We start from the raw sequence: 19,748 nt of genomic DNA on the forward strand, positions 1-19,748 counted from the left end.
TTGTCATTTAACACCTCAATATTAGAACATTGTCCATTATTAAAGTGTCCGGCTCAATTAAACCAGTTCATAAGTCGAATGTTTGGTATCAGTGAAGCTTCTCGAAAAATAAGGGGTGATGACTTTCATAGTCCATCGGTTATTGAGAAAAGAGCAGATGAACTTTCAATAGAGGCTTGGTTTACCTTTCCCGAAGTCGAATCTGAAGGTGACATGATCGCTGTTGCAGGAATATTTAACCAGTTATGTTTTAAGTCTTCAAACAATGAGATGATGCTTAGGCTGAGGCTTGAAGCAAAGTTAACAGTTGACGATATCTCTCCTGAAGGTGTCGTAGATGAAACCGTCTACTATATACTGAGTGATAGTAATACTTACAATAGCGATAAACGTCGAGAGCTGCGTAGATCTGATAGGAATAACATTCAGGTACATTACATTCCAGCAAGTAGAAACCCTTTCAAAGAAATTAGCTCATCTACCAAGATGCTATTGGGTCGATTGTTAAATGCAATTCAGTGGGACCAAAGTAAAAATGGTGAGCTTCAAAAGGCGCTGGAGCTTACTGAGAAAGCAAGTGAAGAGATTTCTAAGAACAGTGCAATAAAACTTATTGAAAAGCAGCTACAAACTAGTTGGCGAGAAATGTACTCTGGTGACTATCTTAGCAGGGCGAAGGTTAACTTCTTGCCATTGCAGACTGATGAGCTTTTGAAAACGATCACTCTCTCTTTCGAGTCTGAAACAAATAACAGAAAGGCTACGATGGATAGGTTGAGTGATGGCCAACGCTCGCTATTACATATCTCCATAATTCAAGCAGTGCATGAGCTTGAGTCAAAAGCACTTCGAGAACAAGCTAACCGAGTTCATTTTGATTCTAAAAAGCTAAATACTCCAATTTTTACCCTTCTAGCGTTAGAGGAGCCAGAAAACCATCTAGCCCCTCACTTTTTGGGGAGAATAGTTAAATCTATGAGTTCTTTGGCCAAATCAACAAATGCCCAAGTTTTAGTCACTACTCACTCCCCTAGTTTAGTAGGAAGAATCGAACCTACTCAAATTCGTTACTTTAGGTTGCATAAAGCAACTAGAAATACAGTTGTCTCAAAAATACCCTTACCAGATAAGCAAGATGAGTTGTACAAATTTGTTGCTGGTGCAGTTAAGGCTTACCCTGAGATCTACTTTGCCCGTTTGGTTATTTTGGGGGAGGGTGAAAGTGAACAGGTAGTCATACCAAAATTGTTATCCAAATTCGGTATTGATATTGATGATAGCTTCGTGTCTGTTGCTCCTTTAGGTGGTAGGCATGTAAACCATTTTTGGAAGCTTTTAGATGGGTTAGGTATCCCATATGTTACACTTTTAGATATGGATTATGGTCGAAGTGGTGGCGGCTGGGGGCGTATAAAGTACGTCGTTGATCAAATGGTTAAGCTAGGAAAAAGTGAAACCATTACGAGTATTCCCGGTTGGGACACGCACAACCCTAACCCTATGACTGATGAGCTATCCAACATACAAAATACTACTGCAGAGAGTTTATTGAATCAGCACGGTGTATTCTTTTCTACACCTCTAGATTTAGATTACTCAATGCAACAATCTTATCCTAAGAATTATAATGAAAAACTGGCGGGTGAGAATGGTCCACAAGATAAAAAATGGGAATCGTTAAAAGCCGCTGTTTTAAAGGCCAAGTATTCAAAGGATATTGCTGATAATTATTATGATGAGATGAAAGATAAAGATACTTTCCTATGGTACAACTACAGGTTCCTCGGTAGTAAAGGCAAACCAGTTTCACACATAAATGCTTTAGAACAGATTGATTTTAGTCTAGCTGAAAATATCGAACGAATCCCAAAAGGGATTAAGGAAATGATTAAGCATATAGAAAAAGAAATTTCTGAACTCTCGGAGTAATATTTAATGATTGATACTTCAATGTGGGAACCAAAGGACGGCCTAGAGTTTGATAAAAAATCTTTAGATATAATTAAGTGTGAAAATAACATTGCAATTATGGCTGGACCTGGAGCAGGCAAGACTGAAATTCTTGCTCAAAAAGCTTGCTTCTTACTTGAAACAGAACTGTGTTCGTGGCCATATAATATTTTATCTATATCTAGGAAGCGAGAATCTGCTTCAAATATAAAAGATAGAGTATCTCTTAGATGTGGTAATGTTCTATCTGATCGATTTTATTCGTTTACGATTGAAGCTTTTACAAAAAGCATCGTTGATAGGTTTATGCACATTTTACCTAAACACGAACAACCGAATGAAGATTACAAGTTAGTTTTTAATTCCAAACAAAGCAACTTCAAAGACAAGTTAACTTTTGACCAACTTACTATTATTGCTTTAAAAATTGTAAAGTCTTCTTCGACTTTAATGTCATCGATCAGAGCGACATACAAGTTTGTTTTTATTGATGAATTTCAAGATTTAAATGGCCATCAATATGATTTTGTAAAGGAGCTTTTTTGTGAATCACAAAGTGTTATCACGGTTGTAGGAGATACAAAGCAAGCGATAATGAAATTTGCCAACGCTTTGCCTGATGGATTTGTTAGGTTCGAGTCAGATTTTAATGCCGACTTAAAGAGAATTTATACCAATTTTAGGACAACTCCAGAACTTAAACAGTTTATTGATTACACCGGTAATAATTGGTGGCCTATTGATTCTAATAGTGTAATTTATAATACAGAAGGAATCCCATTGAACAAAAGAGATTACTCCTTACTTATATTTGATGACGAAGCTCATGAGGCTAAGCAGCTATCTTTGAAAATAAAGAAATGGATCGTCGAAGATAGAATAAAACCTGAAGAGATAGCTATTTTATTTAGAGCTAATACAAACAACACCTATAGTAAAAACCTAAATATTGCCTTATTAGAGCAAAATATCTTAAGTGTAAACGAAAGCAATATCCAAGACTATATTTCCGAACCCTTAGGCAAAGTCCTAGTCTCATTGTTGTGTTTATTGACCCGTCCTAGGGATGTGAAAGCGTGGGAGTGTCTTAGAGACTCTTATGTTTACTGCAGCTCTAGTAACTCTCGCCATAACGATTTTGTGCTAACAACAATACTCAATAAAATAGGAAAAGCTAATTTCTACGGAGAGGGTGAAGCTAAATCATTCGATGAGCTATTTGATATAACTACCAAAATTATGAATGAGTTCTTCGATGAGAACCTCAAGAAAAATTGGGTGCAATATCAACAAGGTACACTAATGAAAGAGACTTTTCATGGTGTGTTAGAAGAGCTAAAAGAAGCAAAAAAAATAAGTTGTTCGTGGGCAAGTGCCGTTGATCTTATTTCTGGAGTCGGAGCCGTTCGAATGATGACAATTCACAAAAGTAAAGGATTAGAATTTGAGGCAGTAATATTACTAGGACTGGAAGATTACTCATACTTTAGATTTGGTATGAATCAAAAGAAGTTGGACGAGGAGCGTTCTACTGTGTTTGTTGGATTGTCTAGAGCTAAGTCAAAACTATTGATATCGAGTGCTATTCACCGACAGCATTCTGGGCCTTCTTCATACGCACACGTAAATAGTATCATAAGTGATCTAGCTAAATTCGGCATGAATAAATTACGTGTTAATAAGATAGATATTTAGAATATAAGATGTTTAGTCGCGAACCAAGCTTCATTTGCCAGTCAGTGCTTAAAATGATCCTTATGAGGCCCGTTTAAAATCCCTGCCCTCATATATTTCCATAAATTCTCATTATGATAAATATCTAACTATCTTACTCTTATTTTGCGACGTAACTCGTTTTGGGGCAGAAACGAGTTACGCCAGAAGGTCTGATTTTGGCACAGATTGTGTGAAAACTGACCGTATTATCTTCACTGACGTAATCTTCCAACGATTCTGGAAATAACGTTGATTGGTCACGACTTTCACCGCTTATAAACTTTGACATATTGCCTCAACCCTCGACTGAATCAATAGTCTTATTATATAAATATCAGTATATTAAGTGAACTAAATGTATAGATTAATCGATCATAAGCAGCAGATACTTAGACCAAAAGGTGATCAGAGTTTTCACACAGTCTGTGCCATGAGCGGACAGTCAGTAGTTATAATGTCTGAAGTCAAGATTTGTCCCTTGGCTTTTGACTTTGATTTTTATACCTAACGGTGGATTTAGAGTATTGGATCCGCCGTAGGATAAGAATGTGCTACTGACGGCAATGACGCTTTTTATAAAGGTATAGCACGCACTAAAGTACGCAGTTTAATGAAATTGGGTTTTAGCGAACGACTTGCCATAGCCTGCGGTATCAACCGCAAGGGCCCTTGTAGAGGCTCAAAAAAAAGGAATTAACATTGCGCTAGATAATGACTATTTAGCGTCACAAGGTTTAGTGTCATTGAGAGATATTTGGATCAATATTCATTACGGGAGATGAAGCGCCCATTGCGGACCCGCATGATGGGTGGTGTGGGGGCTGGAGGTTAGAGACCTCCGGCTACCCGATTATGTGCTGGCTTAAAAAGGTAATTAACATAAATAATATTAATACATTGATATTTATATATTTAATTAGAATTTAAGTGATTTGTGTAAAGTTAAATGGAATTATTACACATTTACCATGTTAATTTTCAGCCCTTTCTTTACAAAAGTAAACTGTCTAGTGAAAACTGGGAAGTCCAGTCACACCATAGTTATAGATTACTTAAACTAACTTTTAACCTATAAAGCCTTGCCGCTGTTTAGCAGTATCAAGTTTATTTTTAAGCCCTACGGCATATCCATACTCGACTAATTTCGCATGGTTAACCAATCCCAACACGTGCTCTAGCATACCTAAAACTGAATCAAATTTTTTGTGCTTTGCGTGAGCAATAGCACCAAACTTTTCTACTCCTCGAATATGTGATTCCAGCCTCTTTTTGTAGGCTTTAGTTAGCTTAGGTTCATCATGATCAACATTAAAACCAAGTACTACTTTTCTAACTCCGGGAGGAATAATTTTTGTTTTTAATTTTTTGGTGGCGTAGCCATTGGCACGTAAAACACTTGAGCAATAGCTTACCACTTGTTGAGCACTTTCCCTGTTAAAGCTTTTTTCATGAGATGAAAAGCAAATATCATCAGCATAACGAGTATATATAAGGTTATTTTTTTCAGAAAAAAACTGAAACTCTTCATCTATACCTTTAAAAACCAAGTTTGAGATACTTGGGCTTGTTGGCGCTCCTTGAGGCAATCTGCCAAAGTACTTCACATTGCGACGTGAATAAGGCAATTCATCTGAACTAGTATTATAGTTTACCCACTTTGCAGCCATTTTTTTATTGATACGTAACGGCTCAATTGTACTAACTCTTGCTAACTCAAATGATAATAATGGATTATAGCCAAGCTCTCTAAACAATTTATAAACTGCAATTTCAGATACAGAATCAAAAAAGTTTTCTATATCCAATTTAATTATCCACTTAGAACCGCAATGCTCTTTTGCCGCATTATAAATAGAAGCTTCAGCATGATACGAAAAGCAACGCCAATGTGGCTTAACATTTGATAATACATACCTATTAATCCAGCGCTGAACGTCTTTTAATTCGTCTTCAGGTGCCGATATGTATCGACTACCACCACTTCTCTTTGCAATAGGATAAACATCATAACAGTCTATCTCTCTTTTTATTACACGTCGGAGATAATGGTAATTTACGCCCGAGAAATGACAAAGGTGACCTAAACTATGAATATAAGTCTGAAAATTACGTTTTTGTGGAAGTGAGGAATTATAAATAGCTAGAAGATTTTCTTTTTCTATCCCTTTTTCAATTCCCTTCTTCAAATATATATGAGCCGGTCCAATTGCCATAAAACTACCTTTGATGCTTGCATTTTACTGCTAAAGCAAATGACCAAGGCTACGACCGAAATTGCTTTAGCAGTAAAACGCGAATTAAAGCGAGGCCTTTTCCATTACTTTAAATTAACCTTAAAGCAAAACTGTATTACAAAGCGAACTTTGGAATACAGTTCATTTAACAAAAAGTTAAATGAGAACACTACAGGTTTCCCTGTAATGCACCATACGTAAGCCGCATGGTTAACACTAGTCTTCATGCCTCATGGCCCGACTCATACCGTTAGGGTAATAGTTATCTTCATTGTTAGCAATGATTTTTAACTTGTTAATTTTATTTATAAATCTTAGTTCTTTTTTACCATTTTCTGTTAGAGCCAAGTGTGCTCTATCTTCACGCAACCAGCCGAAATTTATACATCTATCTTTACACAAATTTAATTGAGCACCCGTTCCTGAAAATTGTTCATTTAATGAAATAACACTAATTTCTGGGTTTAATCGAACAATTTGAAGCAGTTCCATTAATAAGTATTTTATTGAAGTGACAGGCTTTACTGCTGATAACTCGGCTTTTAACGTTTCTACCAGTGCTCGCCTTGGAAATAAAGCTTTCCAAACCTTTACTTTGCTTCTTAAGCTAGTATCTTTTGCCTTTAATTTAGCTTTATTTCGATACAGAATTGCGGGTAAGTTATTTGGCGCTGAATGAGCGAAAACAACCCTAACAGGGTTACTTCCATATCCTATTGGCAACTTTTCTCCTTTATCTGCATATCTTTTACACAAACTTATAAGGTCTAGATCACTCATATTTAGCATAGGGCACTGGTTTAGTACGTGTAATGTTGAATTACGATATTGATTGCACCACTTATTTATCAGTTTTTCGCCTTTTTCAGATGCCATATAACTGACAATATGTATTTCAATTTGCTTTCCAGACAACCAACTCTTTATAGTTGGATGCTGATAAATTGATTCGAGAAATTCTTTAGTTCTATTTCCAGAACCAATTAAATCATCGACAAGAATAAGTGCATCGACCCGCTCTGCTCGTAGGTTATTTAAAGTCGGGTTTAAACCATTACCTTCAGGTGAAATAACTTTACCTCTATTCCTCCGACCTAACTGAGTAATTAAATTTGATACAAATGCTTCACTACCTAAAGGAATATTATTTGGTTGAACAACTGGTATTGCATCATCATCATCGAGTGGAAAATAGCTTTCTGTCTGTTGCTGTGCCTCTTCCAGCCCGTCAGTTTCATCCTCCTGCACCTGTATTAATTCTCTCACAGGAAAAATGGCTACTTTATTATAACCTTCAATTAGCTCATTAATACGAACCCCTAAAGTATTTATAACATCATCTGTGGTGATATAAACAAGTTGATCCAAAAGGTTTTCTGCTATTTTCCTATCAATAGGAAGAAACTGTTCTAACCAACTTTGAGCGCTTGGAATTGCCGATATTTTCACTCTAATGATACTCCATTAAATACCAAATTCATTGTCACTACAGATATACCACTTAAACAGATACTTTTCTTGACCGAATCATATGCTCTCGAAGGTAATAAGCCCTCGCAGAACCAGTCTTTACAATTCCATTAAGTAACTCCAGACATGAGTTATGGACTTCCCATAGTTTGCTAGACGGTACCCGCTAACTTACTTTGGGGCATAAACGAGTTAGTACCATAGTCCGGTTTTGGCACATAAACGCCCCCCCCAACATCGTCTCTTTAGTTATTGCCATTTGCCTTTTCAGCAAACTTTTTAGATACTAGTCAGGTACTACTACATTTTACGAATTCGTAGCACAAATCGTAGCACAACATTGTAACAGACTGTTTTAAAAGACTTTGGGTGGAGACTAATTAACTATCACAGTTAATGCATTTACTATTTATGAGTAAAGCCACTCTCTAACCTCATTAATTAGAGCTAGTACTTCTAGCACAAAATTACAGCCGCGAATTATGCCTATTCTCCTATGTTGTTTTGTTGATCTCAATCAATAAAAATCGCCGCAAGGCCTTAAGTTTAAACAGCATAAAATGTTCATTATTCATTGTAAAACCGCCATAAAAACATATAAATAAATCTCAATCTGCTGGTATACTGTTCTTAATCACAGGAGGTATTATTTTAGTATGGTTACAATTAAGCAAGTAGCAGCCCACGCTGGTGTTTCATTTAAAACTGTATCTCGTGTAGTAAATCATGATTCCACAGTAAAAGATGTCAATCGTGAGAAAGTGCTCAAAGCAATTAAAGAGTTAGGTTATCGCCCGAACAGAGCTGCAAGCCTAACAAGGCGGAAAAACTCCAATATTTATGCGATCATCGCCGATGAGCTGCTCAGTGTTCCGTATACATTTGATATAATCCGCGGTGCGCAAGAAATTGCATGGAAAACAAACAAAGAACTACTCATTCTTAATGTAAACGACAGCCAAGAAAGTATAGATAGAGCAATAGAAAGCCTCTTAGAATACAGAGTTGAAGGCGTTATATATTCAGCTATGTATCATCGTGCTGTTCAAGTTTCTGATGAATTAAAAAAAATCCCAACCATTTTAGCCAACTGTTTCCCAGTTGATAATAACTTACCCTGCGTGGTGCCCGATGAAGTGCAAGCCGGTGAAGAAATTGCCTCAGCATTAATAAGTAAAGGCTATCGTAGAATTGCGTTTCTAAATTTGAATGAAGACATTGTGGCTGCAAAAGGCCGAAAAGAAGGCGTAATAAAAGCATTTAAACAGCACGGTTTACCATTAAGCGATCTGTTAATAGAATCGGTTATAGTGACGCACGATGATGGCGTTGAGCGCTCAACATCTCGAGAGTCTGCGGCCAGGATTATTGATAACTTCAAGCCCGATGCAATAATTTGTGGACAAGACCCTATGGCGATGGAAATTTACTTTGTAGTCCATGACAAAGGCATGATTATAGGTGAAGATATTGGTATCGCTAGTTTCGATAACTGGGGCAGCATCCCTGAGTTATTACAACCAAATTTAACCACTATGGCACTACCACATCATGAAATGGGGCGCTGGGCTATGGAATATCTCATTGCATGCCGCACAGATATTGTTCATCAACATTTACCGTTTAAGTTGATCAAACGAGATTCTTTTTAGCAATATCAGCTTTTAACACAAAACACGATACCACAATGAACACACACACAATCATTCCTAAATATTGATAAGTTAGCGCATACCCTAACTGGTCATATATTCCGCCAACTATAATTGCTAATATTGATGCCATAAGCTGTACCGTAAATTGAAAACCAATAATATAAATCATGGCAGAGTACTTAGCCTCAAAGTGCATATTTATGTATTTAAATAGTGCAATCAACATCAGCGGAAGCTCTATTGCATGCGTTAACTTTAAAAAGCTTATACCCCATGCATCCTCAACAACTCCGGAAAAATAAATTCTTAACGCCATTAGCACGCCACTTAATAGTAATGAACTCTTTACGCCTAATTTATTGACCCATTTAACGGCTAAGTACATAGCAAAAGCTTCTAAAATCACTTGTGCGGATGTTAAGTAACCAAAGTATTCACGCCCTAGTTCTTGTGTTGCAAAAAATGTCGTGTAGTAAATTGCAAACTGCTGATCAAAAACACCATAAATACAACTAACACCAACCACAAATACACTTAACCGCCAAAGACCTGTTATTTCAATAAACTCTTTACATTGACGAGATATTGAAACAAAACAAGGTTGTGATACGTCTTGGTTTGGTAAGTTAACTTTAACAAAAAATAACAACCCGATTAAACAAACGGCAGCAATACTAGACAGCCAATAATTTAGATTGGGGTCAAGGTTAAACGAGAGTCCTGTAAAATAGCTTGCCAGGGCCCAACCAAACGATCCCCACATTCTTGCTTTTCCAAATTCAAAATTGGCAATTCGGCTTTGTTTATCAATATAACTTTCTAAAACACCGACGCCTGCTAAAAATGCAAATGAAAAGACCAGTCCCCCTAGTACCACTGCAACGTAAAAGTAGTTGTGTAATAAAGGCTCATAAACATAATTAACAAATGGGCCAATTAACAACATGAAAGATACAATAAAATACAGGAGCGTTTTTTTAAGGCCTAACTTATCTTGGAATATGCCGTAGTAAGGCATAATAAATAAAGCCATAAGTGAGTTAATACTAAAGACGATACCAACTTCTTCGCCACTAAGGCCAACTTCTTGACTAAGCCAAATAGGAAAGAGCGAAAATGAAAAAGACCATGCCATGAAATACACGAAAAAAATTGCACTTAATAGCCGGTAATTGCTACTCATAAATCGCATAGCCTCAGACAAAAAATAGCGGCGCTAAATTATTTTAGAGCCGCTCAAAAGTTAGTTATTTCCAATAATATTATTTAGTTGGATTTCACTCAGAGATACTTCCTGTGCTGCATTTACATTCACTTTATGATAAGCCTGCGTTGGAAAAACAATAGATGTCATTGTACCTATCCCTTGATTTACAAATACTTCTATTGAGGCTTTATCAACCCATACTTCAATATCATATTGCTCAAGACCTTTGTCGAGTGGCCCCGTTTGAATAGATGCAAAGCCTGGCTCAAAGTCACTTAAGCCTGCTTGCGTCCTATCTAAGGTCATAACTCCCTTCACAGGGTCAAGTGTTAGCACTGTCTGCTCACCTGAGTCAGCACTCAGTATAATATCAACAGCTTGGTTGTCATTTATAAAGTTAAAACTAAATTTAAACTGCCCTGGGATAATATTAAATAATTCATCAAGTTGATAACTATTTTTACCCGTGAGCTTAGTCTTAATTTGAGGCTCGGACAGAACACTTTGTAGTTCTTTAACTGGCTCTGATGCTACACGAACCCCTTGAGCCGTATCCACTAACTTTAGTTCTCGGGGAATTGTCATAGCGCTACGCCATGTAGTTGTTGGCACAACATTAGCGTATTGCCAATTACTCATCCACCCCATAAACAAATGACGGTTCTCTTGAGTATCAGAAAAAGTTACACCTGCATAATTATCAGTACCATAATCTAACCAAATTGAAGGTTCAACCTTTGCTTTGGCCGCTTCGTCTGAGAAAGTTATATCTGCAACTTTGACATGCCCCCAGTCACCTTCCTCGGTATCAATAATTTTTATTTGTCCTTGTTTAGCTTTAAGATTACTAACATCCCACGCTCTCTCAACCATATTACCTGAATTATTCCCCTTAGCACTTTTAACTATTTCACCATTAATTAATAGTTGCATTACGGTGCTATTTTCATGCTTTCCACCAGCTATTTTAAAATTGATATAGTCATGGTTGATTGTAAAAGGCTGAGATAATATCGTACCCGTTGCTTTATCTGATTGATTAAAAGAGCTGAGCACTGCATTTCCTTGCTGGTCATTTTCTACATGGAATGCATTACCTGTTACCTGCCATTTACTTAAGCCATTTTTAAAGTCTGAAAAATTTAGTCCTTTAGGAAAGACAGCAGGTGTAGAAGCCAGCTTCTGCTGATATTCTTCGTCTAAAGTAAATTGTTTTCCATCAAAATCGCCAACAAAGTACTGTGTTCCCGAGCCACCATTTGGTGCCCCTGGATTAATACTAACTAATAAAACATATTTATATTGATCCGTTCCCTCTACTTTCACTCGAATCAAGTCTGGACATTCCCATACTCCAGCGTGACTCCCCCACTCCAGTCCAAAATTACTTTCAAACTGCCAATCTTTTAGGTTTTTTGATGTATAAAAACCAATATGATCATCCTGGGCAAGCACCATTGTCCACTGCTGAGTTGGTTCATGCCAGTTTACTTTGGGGTCACGAAAATCACGAATGCCAGGGTTTTTTAAAACTGGATTATTTTCATATTTTTTCCACGTGCGCCCTTTATCTACACTGTATGCTAATCCTTGGGTTTGGAAATCAATCGCTCCTTGTGCAGCTTTTTCCTCATCATGATAGGTGTACATCGCAACCAAAGGTGGATTTTCTTTACTGCCAAAACCACTACTGTTTTGCCAATCAACTACAGCGCTACCAGAAAATATAGTTCCATGCTCATCTGGATAAAGCTTTATTTCTTGATGCTCCCAATGAACCATGTCTTTACTTATAGCATGCCCCCAATGCATTGGGCCCCAAACTGATGAATCTGGGTTATGTTGATAGAAAAGGTGATATTCGCCTTGGTAGTACACCATACCATTGGGATCATTCATCCAATTTTTAGGTGGTGTAAAGTGATATGCAGGACGAAACAACTCTGTATCAGGCTGCTCAACTAGTTTTTGGTTGCTATCATTAGTCTGATTATTCATACCACACGCCGTTAAAAATGATGAAATTAAAATTAAATTAACCGTTCGCATCTAATACTCCATGCTTATCTTTTGAATTAAGTGAAATGTCCTCTAATGAGCGCCCCTTTGTTTCAGGCATAAACCAAGCGACAAAAATCAATTGCCCTAACATCATTAAAGTGAAAAAACCGAAGACTTCTGCTGGGCTAAATTGCTCTAAGAAAAATGGCATCAGTAGTGTAATAGCAGCAGCAAAGAACCAATGTGTACCTGAGCCTAGAGACTGCCCCTTTGAACGTACTGTGTTAGGGAAGATTTCAGCAATAAAGACCCAAATCACGGTTCCTTGGCCTATCGCATGCGCCGCTATAAATACAAAGACAAACGCAACAACCGTCAAACCACCAGTCCCCGTACTAAACGCCCATGCGATAACAGTTAACGAAAGAACATAACCGATTGACCCTATGTACATCAGCGAACGGCGTCCAAATTTATCGATTAAAGATAAACCAAGCATGGTAAAGCATAAGTTAACCATACCAATACCAGCACCAGACAATAAAGATTGGTTCACATCTAGACCCGCGAGTTCGAATACACGTGGTGCATAATAAATAATGAAATTAATACCTGATAATTGGTTGAAAGCAGCAAATAGAAATGCAAACCAAGCAGCTTTTTTGTAAGCGCCACCAAACAGTTTTGACTCTGTATGCTGTTTTTTATCACTTTCAATCGCCGCTAAAACGCTATCAGGATTTGCTTCACCTAAGTCAATCAAAATTGCTCGCGCTTTACTTATTTGATTTTTCTTTTGAATCAACCAACGAGGACTTTCAGGTGCTTTTAAAATCATTAGTAAATAAATTAAAGCCGGAATAGCCTCAACCCCAAGCATTAAACGCCAATCAATCGCTGACGTACCCGCTATTAAGAAATTAGAAACAAACGCAACTAAAATACCAAACACAATTTGAAATTGATAAAGAGCGACTAAGCGGCCACGAAACTTGGCTGGCGCAATTTCTGAGATATAGGCAGGCACAACAATTGATGAAATACCGACCCCAACTCCGCCAATAAATCTTAGCAAGGCAAAAGTATAAGGGTCTTGAGCCATTGCAGATCCAAGTGCTGAAATAAAAAATAGCACGCCAACTAAAATTAACGTTGGTTTTCGACCCCACTTATCACAAGGATAATTTCCACCTAATGCGCCGAGTAATGTTCCCCACAATGCGGATGACATAATAAATAAACCGTGAAATAACGAACTTGTATTCCACAAGGCTTGGATCGGTTTATCTGCTCCAGATATAACCGCCGTATCAAAGCCAAATAAAAAGCCAGCTACAGCGACCGTTATTGACCAATAAATAATTTTTTTCATAATAACTCTTTTTGACTTAATGTTGCCGAAGGTGAGCTAGGCTCACCTTCGCCTACAGATTAGTAATTTGGGTTTTGTGTATAAGAGCCACCACTCAAAATCATTTGCTGATTTGGAATAGGTAAATACTCATGCTTCCCTTTGGTAAAAATAGCGTCAACTAAATAAGGTTTTCTTACAGCCTCAACTGATAAGTAACCGTCAATAGTTTCTTTTGCTATCCCCCAACGTACTAAGTCAAAAAAGCGATGGCCTTCTAATCCTAATTCAAGGCGGCGTTCAAATCGCAATGCAGTGCGCGCTTGCTCTTTAGAGTCAAAGCTGGTGTATAAGCCGATGTTATAAATACTCGCATTGTGTAATTTTCCTGTGCTCTGCTGAGCTCTTGAGCGGATGCGGTTAATGATTGTCAAGGCTTCGTCAAATCGATCTAATTCAATTAACGCTTCTGCTTTCCAAAGCAGAACATCTGAGTATCGAATTAATGGCGTATTAAGCGAGAAGATAGGGAAAGGACCATTTTCTCCACGGCAGCTACAATCAGGATGTTCTAAGTCTTTCATCGCTGTAAAATTGCCATAAATTCCTGGCGCCCTCGCCCAGCTATCCCCACCATGAATTAACGTTTCATCGTATTTAAACGGTTTACCTTCCATTGCGACGGTATGATCCAAACGAGGGTCAACAGAGTCACTGGTCATGTCATAATTAAAGTCATTAAATGTTTCAAATTGTGGTAAACCCTGTTCGTCGGTTTTAAAAGCATTGACAAAGTTTTCGGTTGGAACATGAAAACCACAGCAACCAAAACCTCCAGCCATTGGCGCGTTTAACGCACTCGGCCAACTTCCTCTGCCATCGGGTGAACCGTCATTTAAGGAGCGCTGAATGGCAAACACTGATTCTTTGCCATTTTCGCTTTCAAATAAAAAATTATCAGCGTAATCCTCAAATAAGTCGTATACGCCCGCTGCCTCAATTTCATCAACAAGCGTCACCACTTTCGCTAATTTATCCTTATTAATATTAACTACTTGGTGTAACTCATCTTGTTCATAGGCCTGATACAATAGTGTTTTAGCTAAATAAGATTTAGCAGATAAAGCTGAAGCTCTACCAACATCCTCTTGGGTATTTGGCAAGTTATTGGCTGCGAACTCAAAATCTGCTGCAATCTTGTCCCACAGTTCTTGGTCCGTGAAATCACGGTTAGTTGCAGTTAATATTTGATCTTGACTCATGCTCTCATCAATCCAAGGAATATGCTTGTGATGAATTTTCAGATCAAAGTAAAAAATGCTGCGGATAAATCGTAATTCAGCTTGTTTAGCTGCACTATCTTCGATCTCTGGTGAAGCATTTTGTATAACGGACAAAGCGGCATTGGCACGAGATATACCTGTATAATTCCGCGTCCACTTTTTGTTATTCAAGTCAATTAGATCTGGCGGAAAAGACTCCATATCAGGCACTAAAGGTTGATACAAGGATAAGGCATGATAAGCAAAAATATCTCCTGGCCCGTTTCCACCTTTATGAGCATCACCTGCACGTAGGTTACCTGTCGGCCAAAGAAAGTTTGGCGCAGTGTAATGGTCATTACCTAAATATGAGTAAGCTGCAATAATTAACGCATCTATATTTTCGCTATTAGAAACCTGCTCTTGTGTTAATACTCCTGATGGTGCCACATCAAGATCAGAACCACCGCACGACGCTACAGAAAGGGCCAATGCTGTCGCTGCAAAAACTGTTTTAATTTTATTCATAATTTGTGCTCGTATCGTTGTCGTTTTAATTAAAAAGAAAGGTTCACGCCTAACGTGATACGTCTTGGAATAGGGAAAGTACCATCTGGTGTCTCTGGATCTTGGCTAAGCATCCCAGAAGGTGTAATTGTTAATAAATTACTACCCTGTAGATAAATACGCGCAGAACTTATACCGTATTGGCTCAACCATTGTTCATCGGGGCTGTACCCTATAGATAAGTTACGTAATTTAAGGTAAGTTCCATCTTCCCAAAACAGGCTCGATTGACGACCTTCCCCATTATTATCAATGGCAGTTAAAGCAGGAACATTAGTATCAGTATTATTGATTGACCAAGCATCAAGTACGCGATCCCCGTAATTAGAACCTATATTGAGTGAAGTGAAGTCTGTGAACCCACGCCAACCATTACGAATTTGGCCGCCTTCAACACCTTGCCAAAACATCGTAAAGTCCCAACCTTTGTATTTAAAGTTCATATTCAAGCCATACATAAAGTCAGGATCGGTATCTGCAAAGAATGTCTGATCGTTCTCATCTATGACACCATTGCCATCAAGATCTTGCCAACGCACTCTTCCTAAGCCGGCACCAGATTGCGTTGCATGTGCATCAATTTCAGCTTGATTTTGAAAGAGACCATCGGCAACGTAGCCATATACAGAGTTAATGGAATGGCCAACAATTGTTTTATCAGCTCCATTGCCACCAAATGAATTAACAACATCTTCAGGAAGGGAAACAACTTTGTTTTTAGCGGAGGAAACGTTAAAACTTATATCAACATCAATATCATCATCCAAGCTATCGAATGTAAGATAATCAGCATAACCTATAATAAATTCAAAGCCGCTGTTTTCTATCGTGCCACCATTGACCCATTGCTGTGCACCTTCGCCAAGTGTCGCAATTGGGTTAGTAAGCGTTAAGATATCGTCAGTGGTTTTTTCAAACCAATCGATGCTGCCGTAAATCGTGTCATAACGCATACCAAAATCAATGCCGATATTTGTTTGCGTTGAAGTTTCCCATTTTAGGTCATCATTGCCTGTTTGTGCTTTAACAAAACCTGATGGTAGCGTTCCACCATTTGCACCGCCTATATCATAAGCGGTACCTTCATCTTGTAAGTCAGTAAACAATGATTGCGTAGCATAACGACTAAGATAGGTTGTATATGTTGCGTCAGTGGGAATTTCTTGATTACCTGTTTTACCCCAACTAGCTCGTACTTTTAAGGTGCTTAAAAACTCAATATCATAAAATGATTCATTACTTACAACCCAGCCAGCTGAAGCCGCAGGAAAATTACCATAACTGTTATTACTACCAAAACGTGACGACCCATCGCGACGAATTGTAAGCCCAGCGAGGTAGCGATCATCATAGTTATAGTCCATTCGAGCAAAGTAAGAATTAAGTGACCACTTGTCACCATCACCTTCAACACGCACATCTCCCGTTGCTTGTGATAAATGTGCATAGTCACGATCATCAGAGGCAAAACCAGAACCAAAACCTACCGAACCTTCGTACTCATAATCTATTTGTTCCGTGCCCGCTAAAAAAACAAAGCTGTGATTATCACCAACATCTAAATCATACTGTGCTGTATTTGTCCAAGTGAAGCTGCTATTCCAGTTTTCAGTCACTGAAAGCTGATCTCCATAGTTCAATGAACCAGCTTGAAAAGCGCGGGTATAGTTTCGAAAGTAATATTGACCATAATCAAGGCCCACGGTGCTTTTTAGAGTTAACCCTTCTATAGCCTCATATTCAACAAATATATTACCCATCAACTTATTGAAGCGACTAACATTATCGCGATTCATTTCAATTATTCTAACTGGATTATCACGGTCAGTAACACCTGGAACAGGCCCACCCCAGCCACCTTCATCATTGTAAACAGGCACAATAGATTGCTGTTCAATTGCCAGACCTAAAATCTCACCCGCTCGGGCATTTATTAAGTTAGATTCTTGATTAGTGACAGTGAAGTTTTCACCCACTTTTAATTTATCGGTTAGTTGGTAATCAGAGTTAACCCTAAAACTAATGCGTTCAAACTCCGATCCATCAACAACACCTTCTGAATTAAAGTAACCTAAGGAACTATAAATAGAGGCTTTTTCAGAGCCGCCTGATAATGAAAAATTAAGATCTGTGACCTTAGCTGTGCGAGTAACCTCATCAAACCAATTAGTATCAGCAGGACGCTGAACTTGTTGTGGGTCTGTATAGGTAGGAATGATCACTGAATTTAATTGAGGGTTATTGTAGTCACCATTCCAATCATAGCTGTATAAAGGGCTTGCTGCGTTTGGATCTGAACCATCGTTAACAGCCGCTTGCCATACAACCTGCCCACGCTGTTTAGTATTGAGTGGATTTAGATCATAGCTGTAGTCATCTTGAGACTGATTAACTGAAAAATTAAAATCCAGCCCTTCACTGCCCTTTTTTGTTGTAATAACAATTACACCGTTACCTGAACGCGCACCAAATATACTTGCGGCTGCGGCATCACGTAAAACCTGAATATCAGCAATATCATGACTATTAAGCTCATGCATTCCTGACTTTGTAGGAATACCATCAATTACATACAGCGGGTCGTTATTTCCAAGTGGTCCTAAACCTTGACCACGTATCCTTACCGTTGCAGTAGAGTCAGGAGAGCCATTAGTTGTAATTTGTAAGCCAGGCACTCTACCTTGTAGATTTTGCATAATATTACCAGAGGGCATATCAACGACATCTTCCAACTTAACCGTACTTATTGCGCCGGTTAAATCATCTTTTTTAACACTGCCATAACCATAGGAAACTTCGATAATTTCAATTCCATCATCCTCTGCTGGCTCTGGTGCTTCCTGTGAAGCTACTATAGAACTGTACGGTAAGATCAAACCTACTAATACAGTACTTATGCTCGTAGCAAGTTGCTTTTTGCGAAATCTTTGCATTGTGTGTGTCCCCATTTGTCAAATTCATTAAGGTAGATACTTACAGATTAACAACGTTGTCTTTTTGCTTTTTTATAATACCCAAAGTTAAAAGCTTTACTAGGTGAGTAAAACGATAATACTTCCAGCTCATTTTAAACAACGTTGTCTTTTTAACACTAAGAAAACATAACTTCAACATAAATTACAAATTCTTTTAGGATATCTTTACTCTAAGACGCTATTGTTCTTTATTGCGGTTCAATAAATGCATTTATTAATTGATGAGATAAAATTGGCGTAGCCCCTTGTTGTTGAGCGACCATTGCCCCAACAGCACAAGCAAAATTTATAGCTTGTTGTGGTGGGCTTTCCATGCAGAGTTGATATATAAGTGAGCCTAAAAAAGAATCCCCAGCTCCAACCGTATCAACTACATCAACGTGATAACCTGAGTTATAATAGTTTTTACCTTTTATAGACAGCAAAGCCCCGTGATTCCCTTTGGTAACACATAAATAGTCTGTATGTGTTTGTTTAGCTATAAATGCTAAATTCTGTTCAAGTGAATGATATTTACTCCCCATTAACTTAGCAATCTCATATAACTCATCGTCATTGAGCTTAATGAAATCAGCTTGATTCATTAAAGCGACTAATTTTTCTAATTGATAGTGAGGTGCACGTAAATTAACATCAAAAACTTTAAAGTTCGCGTCAGCTAGCAGTTGATTTAAGGTATTAAAAGACCCCTCAGTTCTAGCAATTAAGCTACCAAAAACAAAGATATCAGTATTTTTAACTGTATTCCTGATCTGCTCAGTTAAACTAATATTATCCCAAGCTGTATCTGTAATAATTTGATACTGAGCAGAACCATTTTTATCAAGTACCACTTCAACAAGACTTGTTGGCTTAGATTCATGAACAGAAATTAATTCTGTAGAGAGCCCTTTTTCGTTAATTTCAGATAGTAATGCTTGACCTAATTCATCGTTTCCAACCGCGCTAATCATATGCGCTTTTAAACCAAGTGAATTAAAGCGAAAACACATATTTAATGGCGCACCACCTAAACGCTTACCAGAATCAAAACAGTCCCATAGCACTTCACCAAAACATGTTAAATTGATTTCTTCAGCTCTTTTTTTGCTTATTACAATACTCACCGAGTTGCCCTCTTATATTATTTAGGTCATTTGCCAAATAAGTTTTTACACCATAAATCAGCAACGATATCTTCGAGCCAAGTCAAGGGAAATGGCGACGAATAGTAAAGTTGTTCTCGCAACATGATTAAGATTATTATGTAAAATTCATGTTGCAAAAAATAAAGATACCATCTACCTTAAAAAAAGACAACGTTGTTTATTTGCTGAATTAGCCTTTTATTAATGGCAAAAAAGCTACTCGCAACTAACGC

Annotated in this window: 11 protein-coding genes; 3 read left to right on the forward strand and 8 right to left on the reverse strand. The window is 37.8% G+C overall.

Translation table 11 applies throughout. The features are described 5' to 3' along the window. Both PHAL_RS22635 and PHAL_RS0100010 read left to right on the forward strand, forming a co-directional pair. Nucleotides 1-1,929: ATP-dependent nuclease (locus tag PHAL_RS22635; protein WP_016706337.1), on the forward strand; the 1,929-nt coding region annotated here is incomplete at its 5' end. 6 nt (nucleotides 1,930-1,935) lie between these two features. After that, nucleotides 1,936-3,645: a UvrD-helicase domain-containing protein gene (locus PHAL_RS0100010; RefSeq protein WP_016706338.1), complete on the forward strand. Its 1,710-nt coding sequence runs from the start codon at nucleotides 1,936-1,938 to the stop codon at nucleotides 3,643-3,645. Nucleotides 3,646-4,730: 1,085 nt separating this feature from the next. On the opposite strand, the gene PHAL_RS23695 is transcribed toward PHAL_RS0100010, so the two are convergent. Together PHAL_RS23695 and PHAL_RS0100020 are read right to left on the reverse strand one after the other, a co-directional pair. Next, on the reverse strand, nucleotides 4,731-5,879 hold the full coding sequence (locus tag PHAL_RS23695; RefSeq protein WP_029215945.1) for a reverse transcriptase family protein: 1,149 nt from the start codon (nucleotides 5,877-5,879) through the stop codon (nucleotides 4,731-4,733). 237 nt (nucleotides 5,880-6,116) lie between these two features. Beyond that, on the reverse strand, nucleotides 6,117-7,349 hold the full coding sequence (locus PHAL_RS0100020; protein WP_016706340.1) for a phosphoribosyltransferase-like protein: 1,233 nt from the start codon (nucleotides 7,347-7,349) through the stop codon (nucleotides 6,117-6,119). A gap of 677 nt (nucleotides 7,350-8,026) precedes the next feature. Here PHAL_RS0100020 and PHAL_RS0100025 point away from each other — a divergent pair. Next, nucleotides 8,027-9,022 carry a LacI family DNA-binding transcriptional regulator gene (locus tag PHAL_RS0100025; RefSeq protein WP_016706341.1) on the forward strand — a complete coding sequence of 332 codons (996 nt, stop codon included), beginning with the start codon at nucleotides 8,027-8,029 and terminating at the stop codon, nucleotides 9,020-9,022. Here the strand turns inward: PHAL_RS0100025 and PHAL_RS0100030 are convergent. From PHAL_RS0100030 to PHAL_RS0100055, 6 genes are all read right to left on the reverse strand, one after another. After that, complete coding sequence (locus PHAL_RS0100030) at nucleotides 9,003-10,208, reverse strand: oligosaccharide MFS transporter (RefSeq protein WP_016706342.1); 1,206 nt, start codon at nucleotides 10,206-10,208, stop codon at nucleotides 9,003-9,005. The genes PHAL_RS0100025 and PHAL_RS0100030 overlap by 20 nt on opposite strands. A 60-nt stretch (nucleotides 10,209-10,268) precedes the next feature. Next, nucleotides 10,269-12,281 carry a glycoside hydrolase family 32 protein gene (locus tag PHAL_RS0100035; RefSeq protein WP_016706343.1) on the reverse strand — a complete coding sequence of 671 codons (2,013 nt, stop codon included), beginning with the start codon at nucleotides 12,279-12,281 and terminating at the stop codon, nucleotides 10,269-10,271. Then, nucleotides 12,268-13,605 (reverse strand): sugar porter family MFS transporter, encoded by a 1,338-nt coding sequence (locus tag PHAL_RS0100040; protein WP_016706344.1) that lies wholly within the window; start codon nucleotides 13,603-13,605, stop codon nucleotides 12,268-12,270. The genes PHAL_RS0100035 and PHAL_RS0100040 overlap by 14 nt, the downstream gene beginning before the upstream one ends. Nucleotides 13,606-13,664: 59 nt before the next feature. Next, nucleotides 13,665-15,374 carry a RagB/SusD family nutrient uptake outer membrane protein gene (locus tag PHAL_RS0100045; RefSeq protein WP_016706345.1) on the reverse strand — a complete coding sequence of 570 codons (1,710 nt, stop codon included), beginning with the start codon at nucleotides 15,372-15,374 and terminating at the stop codon, nucleotides 13,665-13,667. A gap of 29 nt (nucleotides 15,375-15,403) precedes the next feature. Beyond that, the gene (locus PHAL_RS0100050) at nucleotides 15,404-18,346 is read right to left on the reverse strand and encodes a SusC/RagA family TonB-linked outer membrane protein (protein WP_016706346.1); all 2,943 of its coding nucleotides are present in this window, start codon (nucleotides 18,344-18,346) and stop codon (nucleotides 15,404-15,406) included. A 230-nt stretch (nucleotides 18,347-18,576) separates the two neighbouring features. Next, the gene (locus tag PHAL_RS0100055; RefSeq protein WP_016706347.1) at nucleotides 18,577-19,494 is read right to left on the reverse strand and encodes a carbohydrate kinase family protein; all 918 of its coding nucleotides are present in this window, start codon (nucleotides 19,492-19,494) and stop codon (nucleotides 18,577-18,579) included. Nucleotides 19,495-19,748 lie beyond the last annotated feature (254 nt).

The sequence above is a fragment of the Pseudoalteromonas haloplanktis ATCC 14393 genome (genome assembly GCF_000238355.1).
GTDB lineage: Bacteria > Pseudomonadota > Gammaproteobacteria > Enterobacterales > Alteromonadaceae > Pseudoalteromonas > Pseudoalteromonas haloplanktis.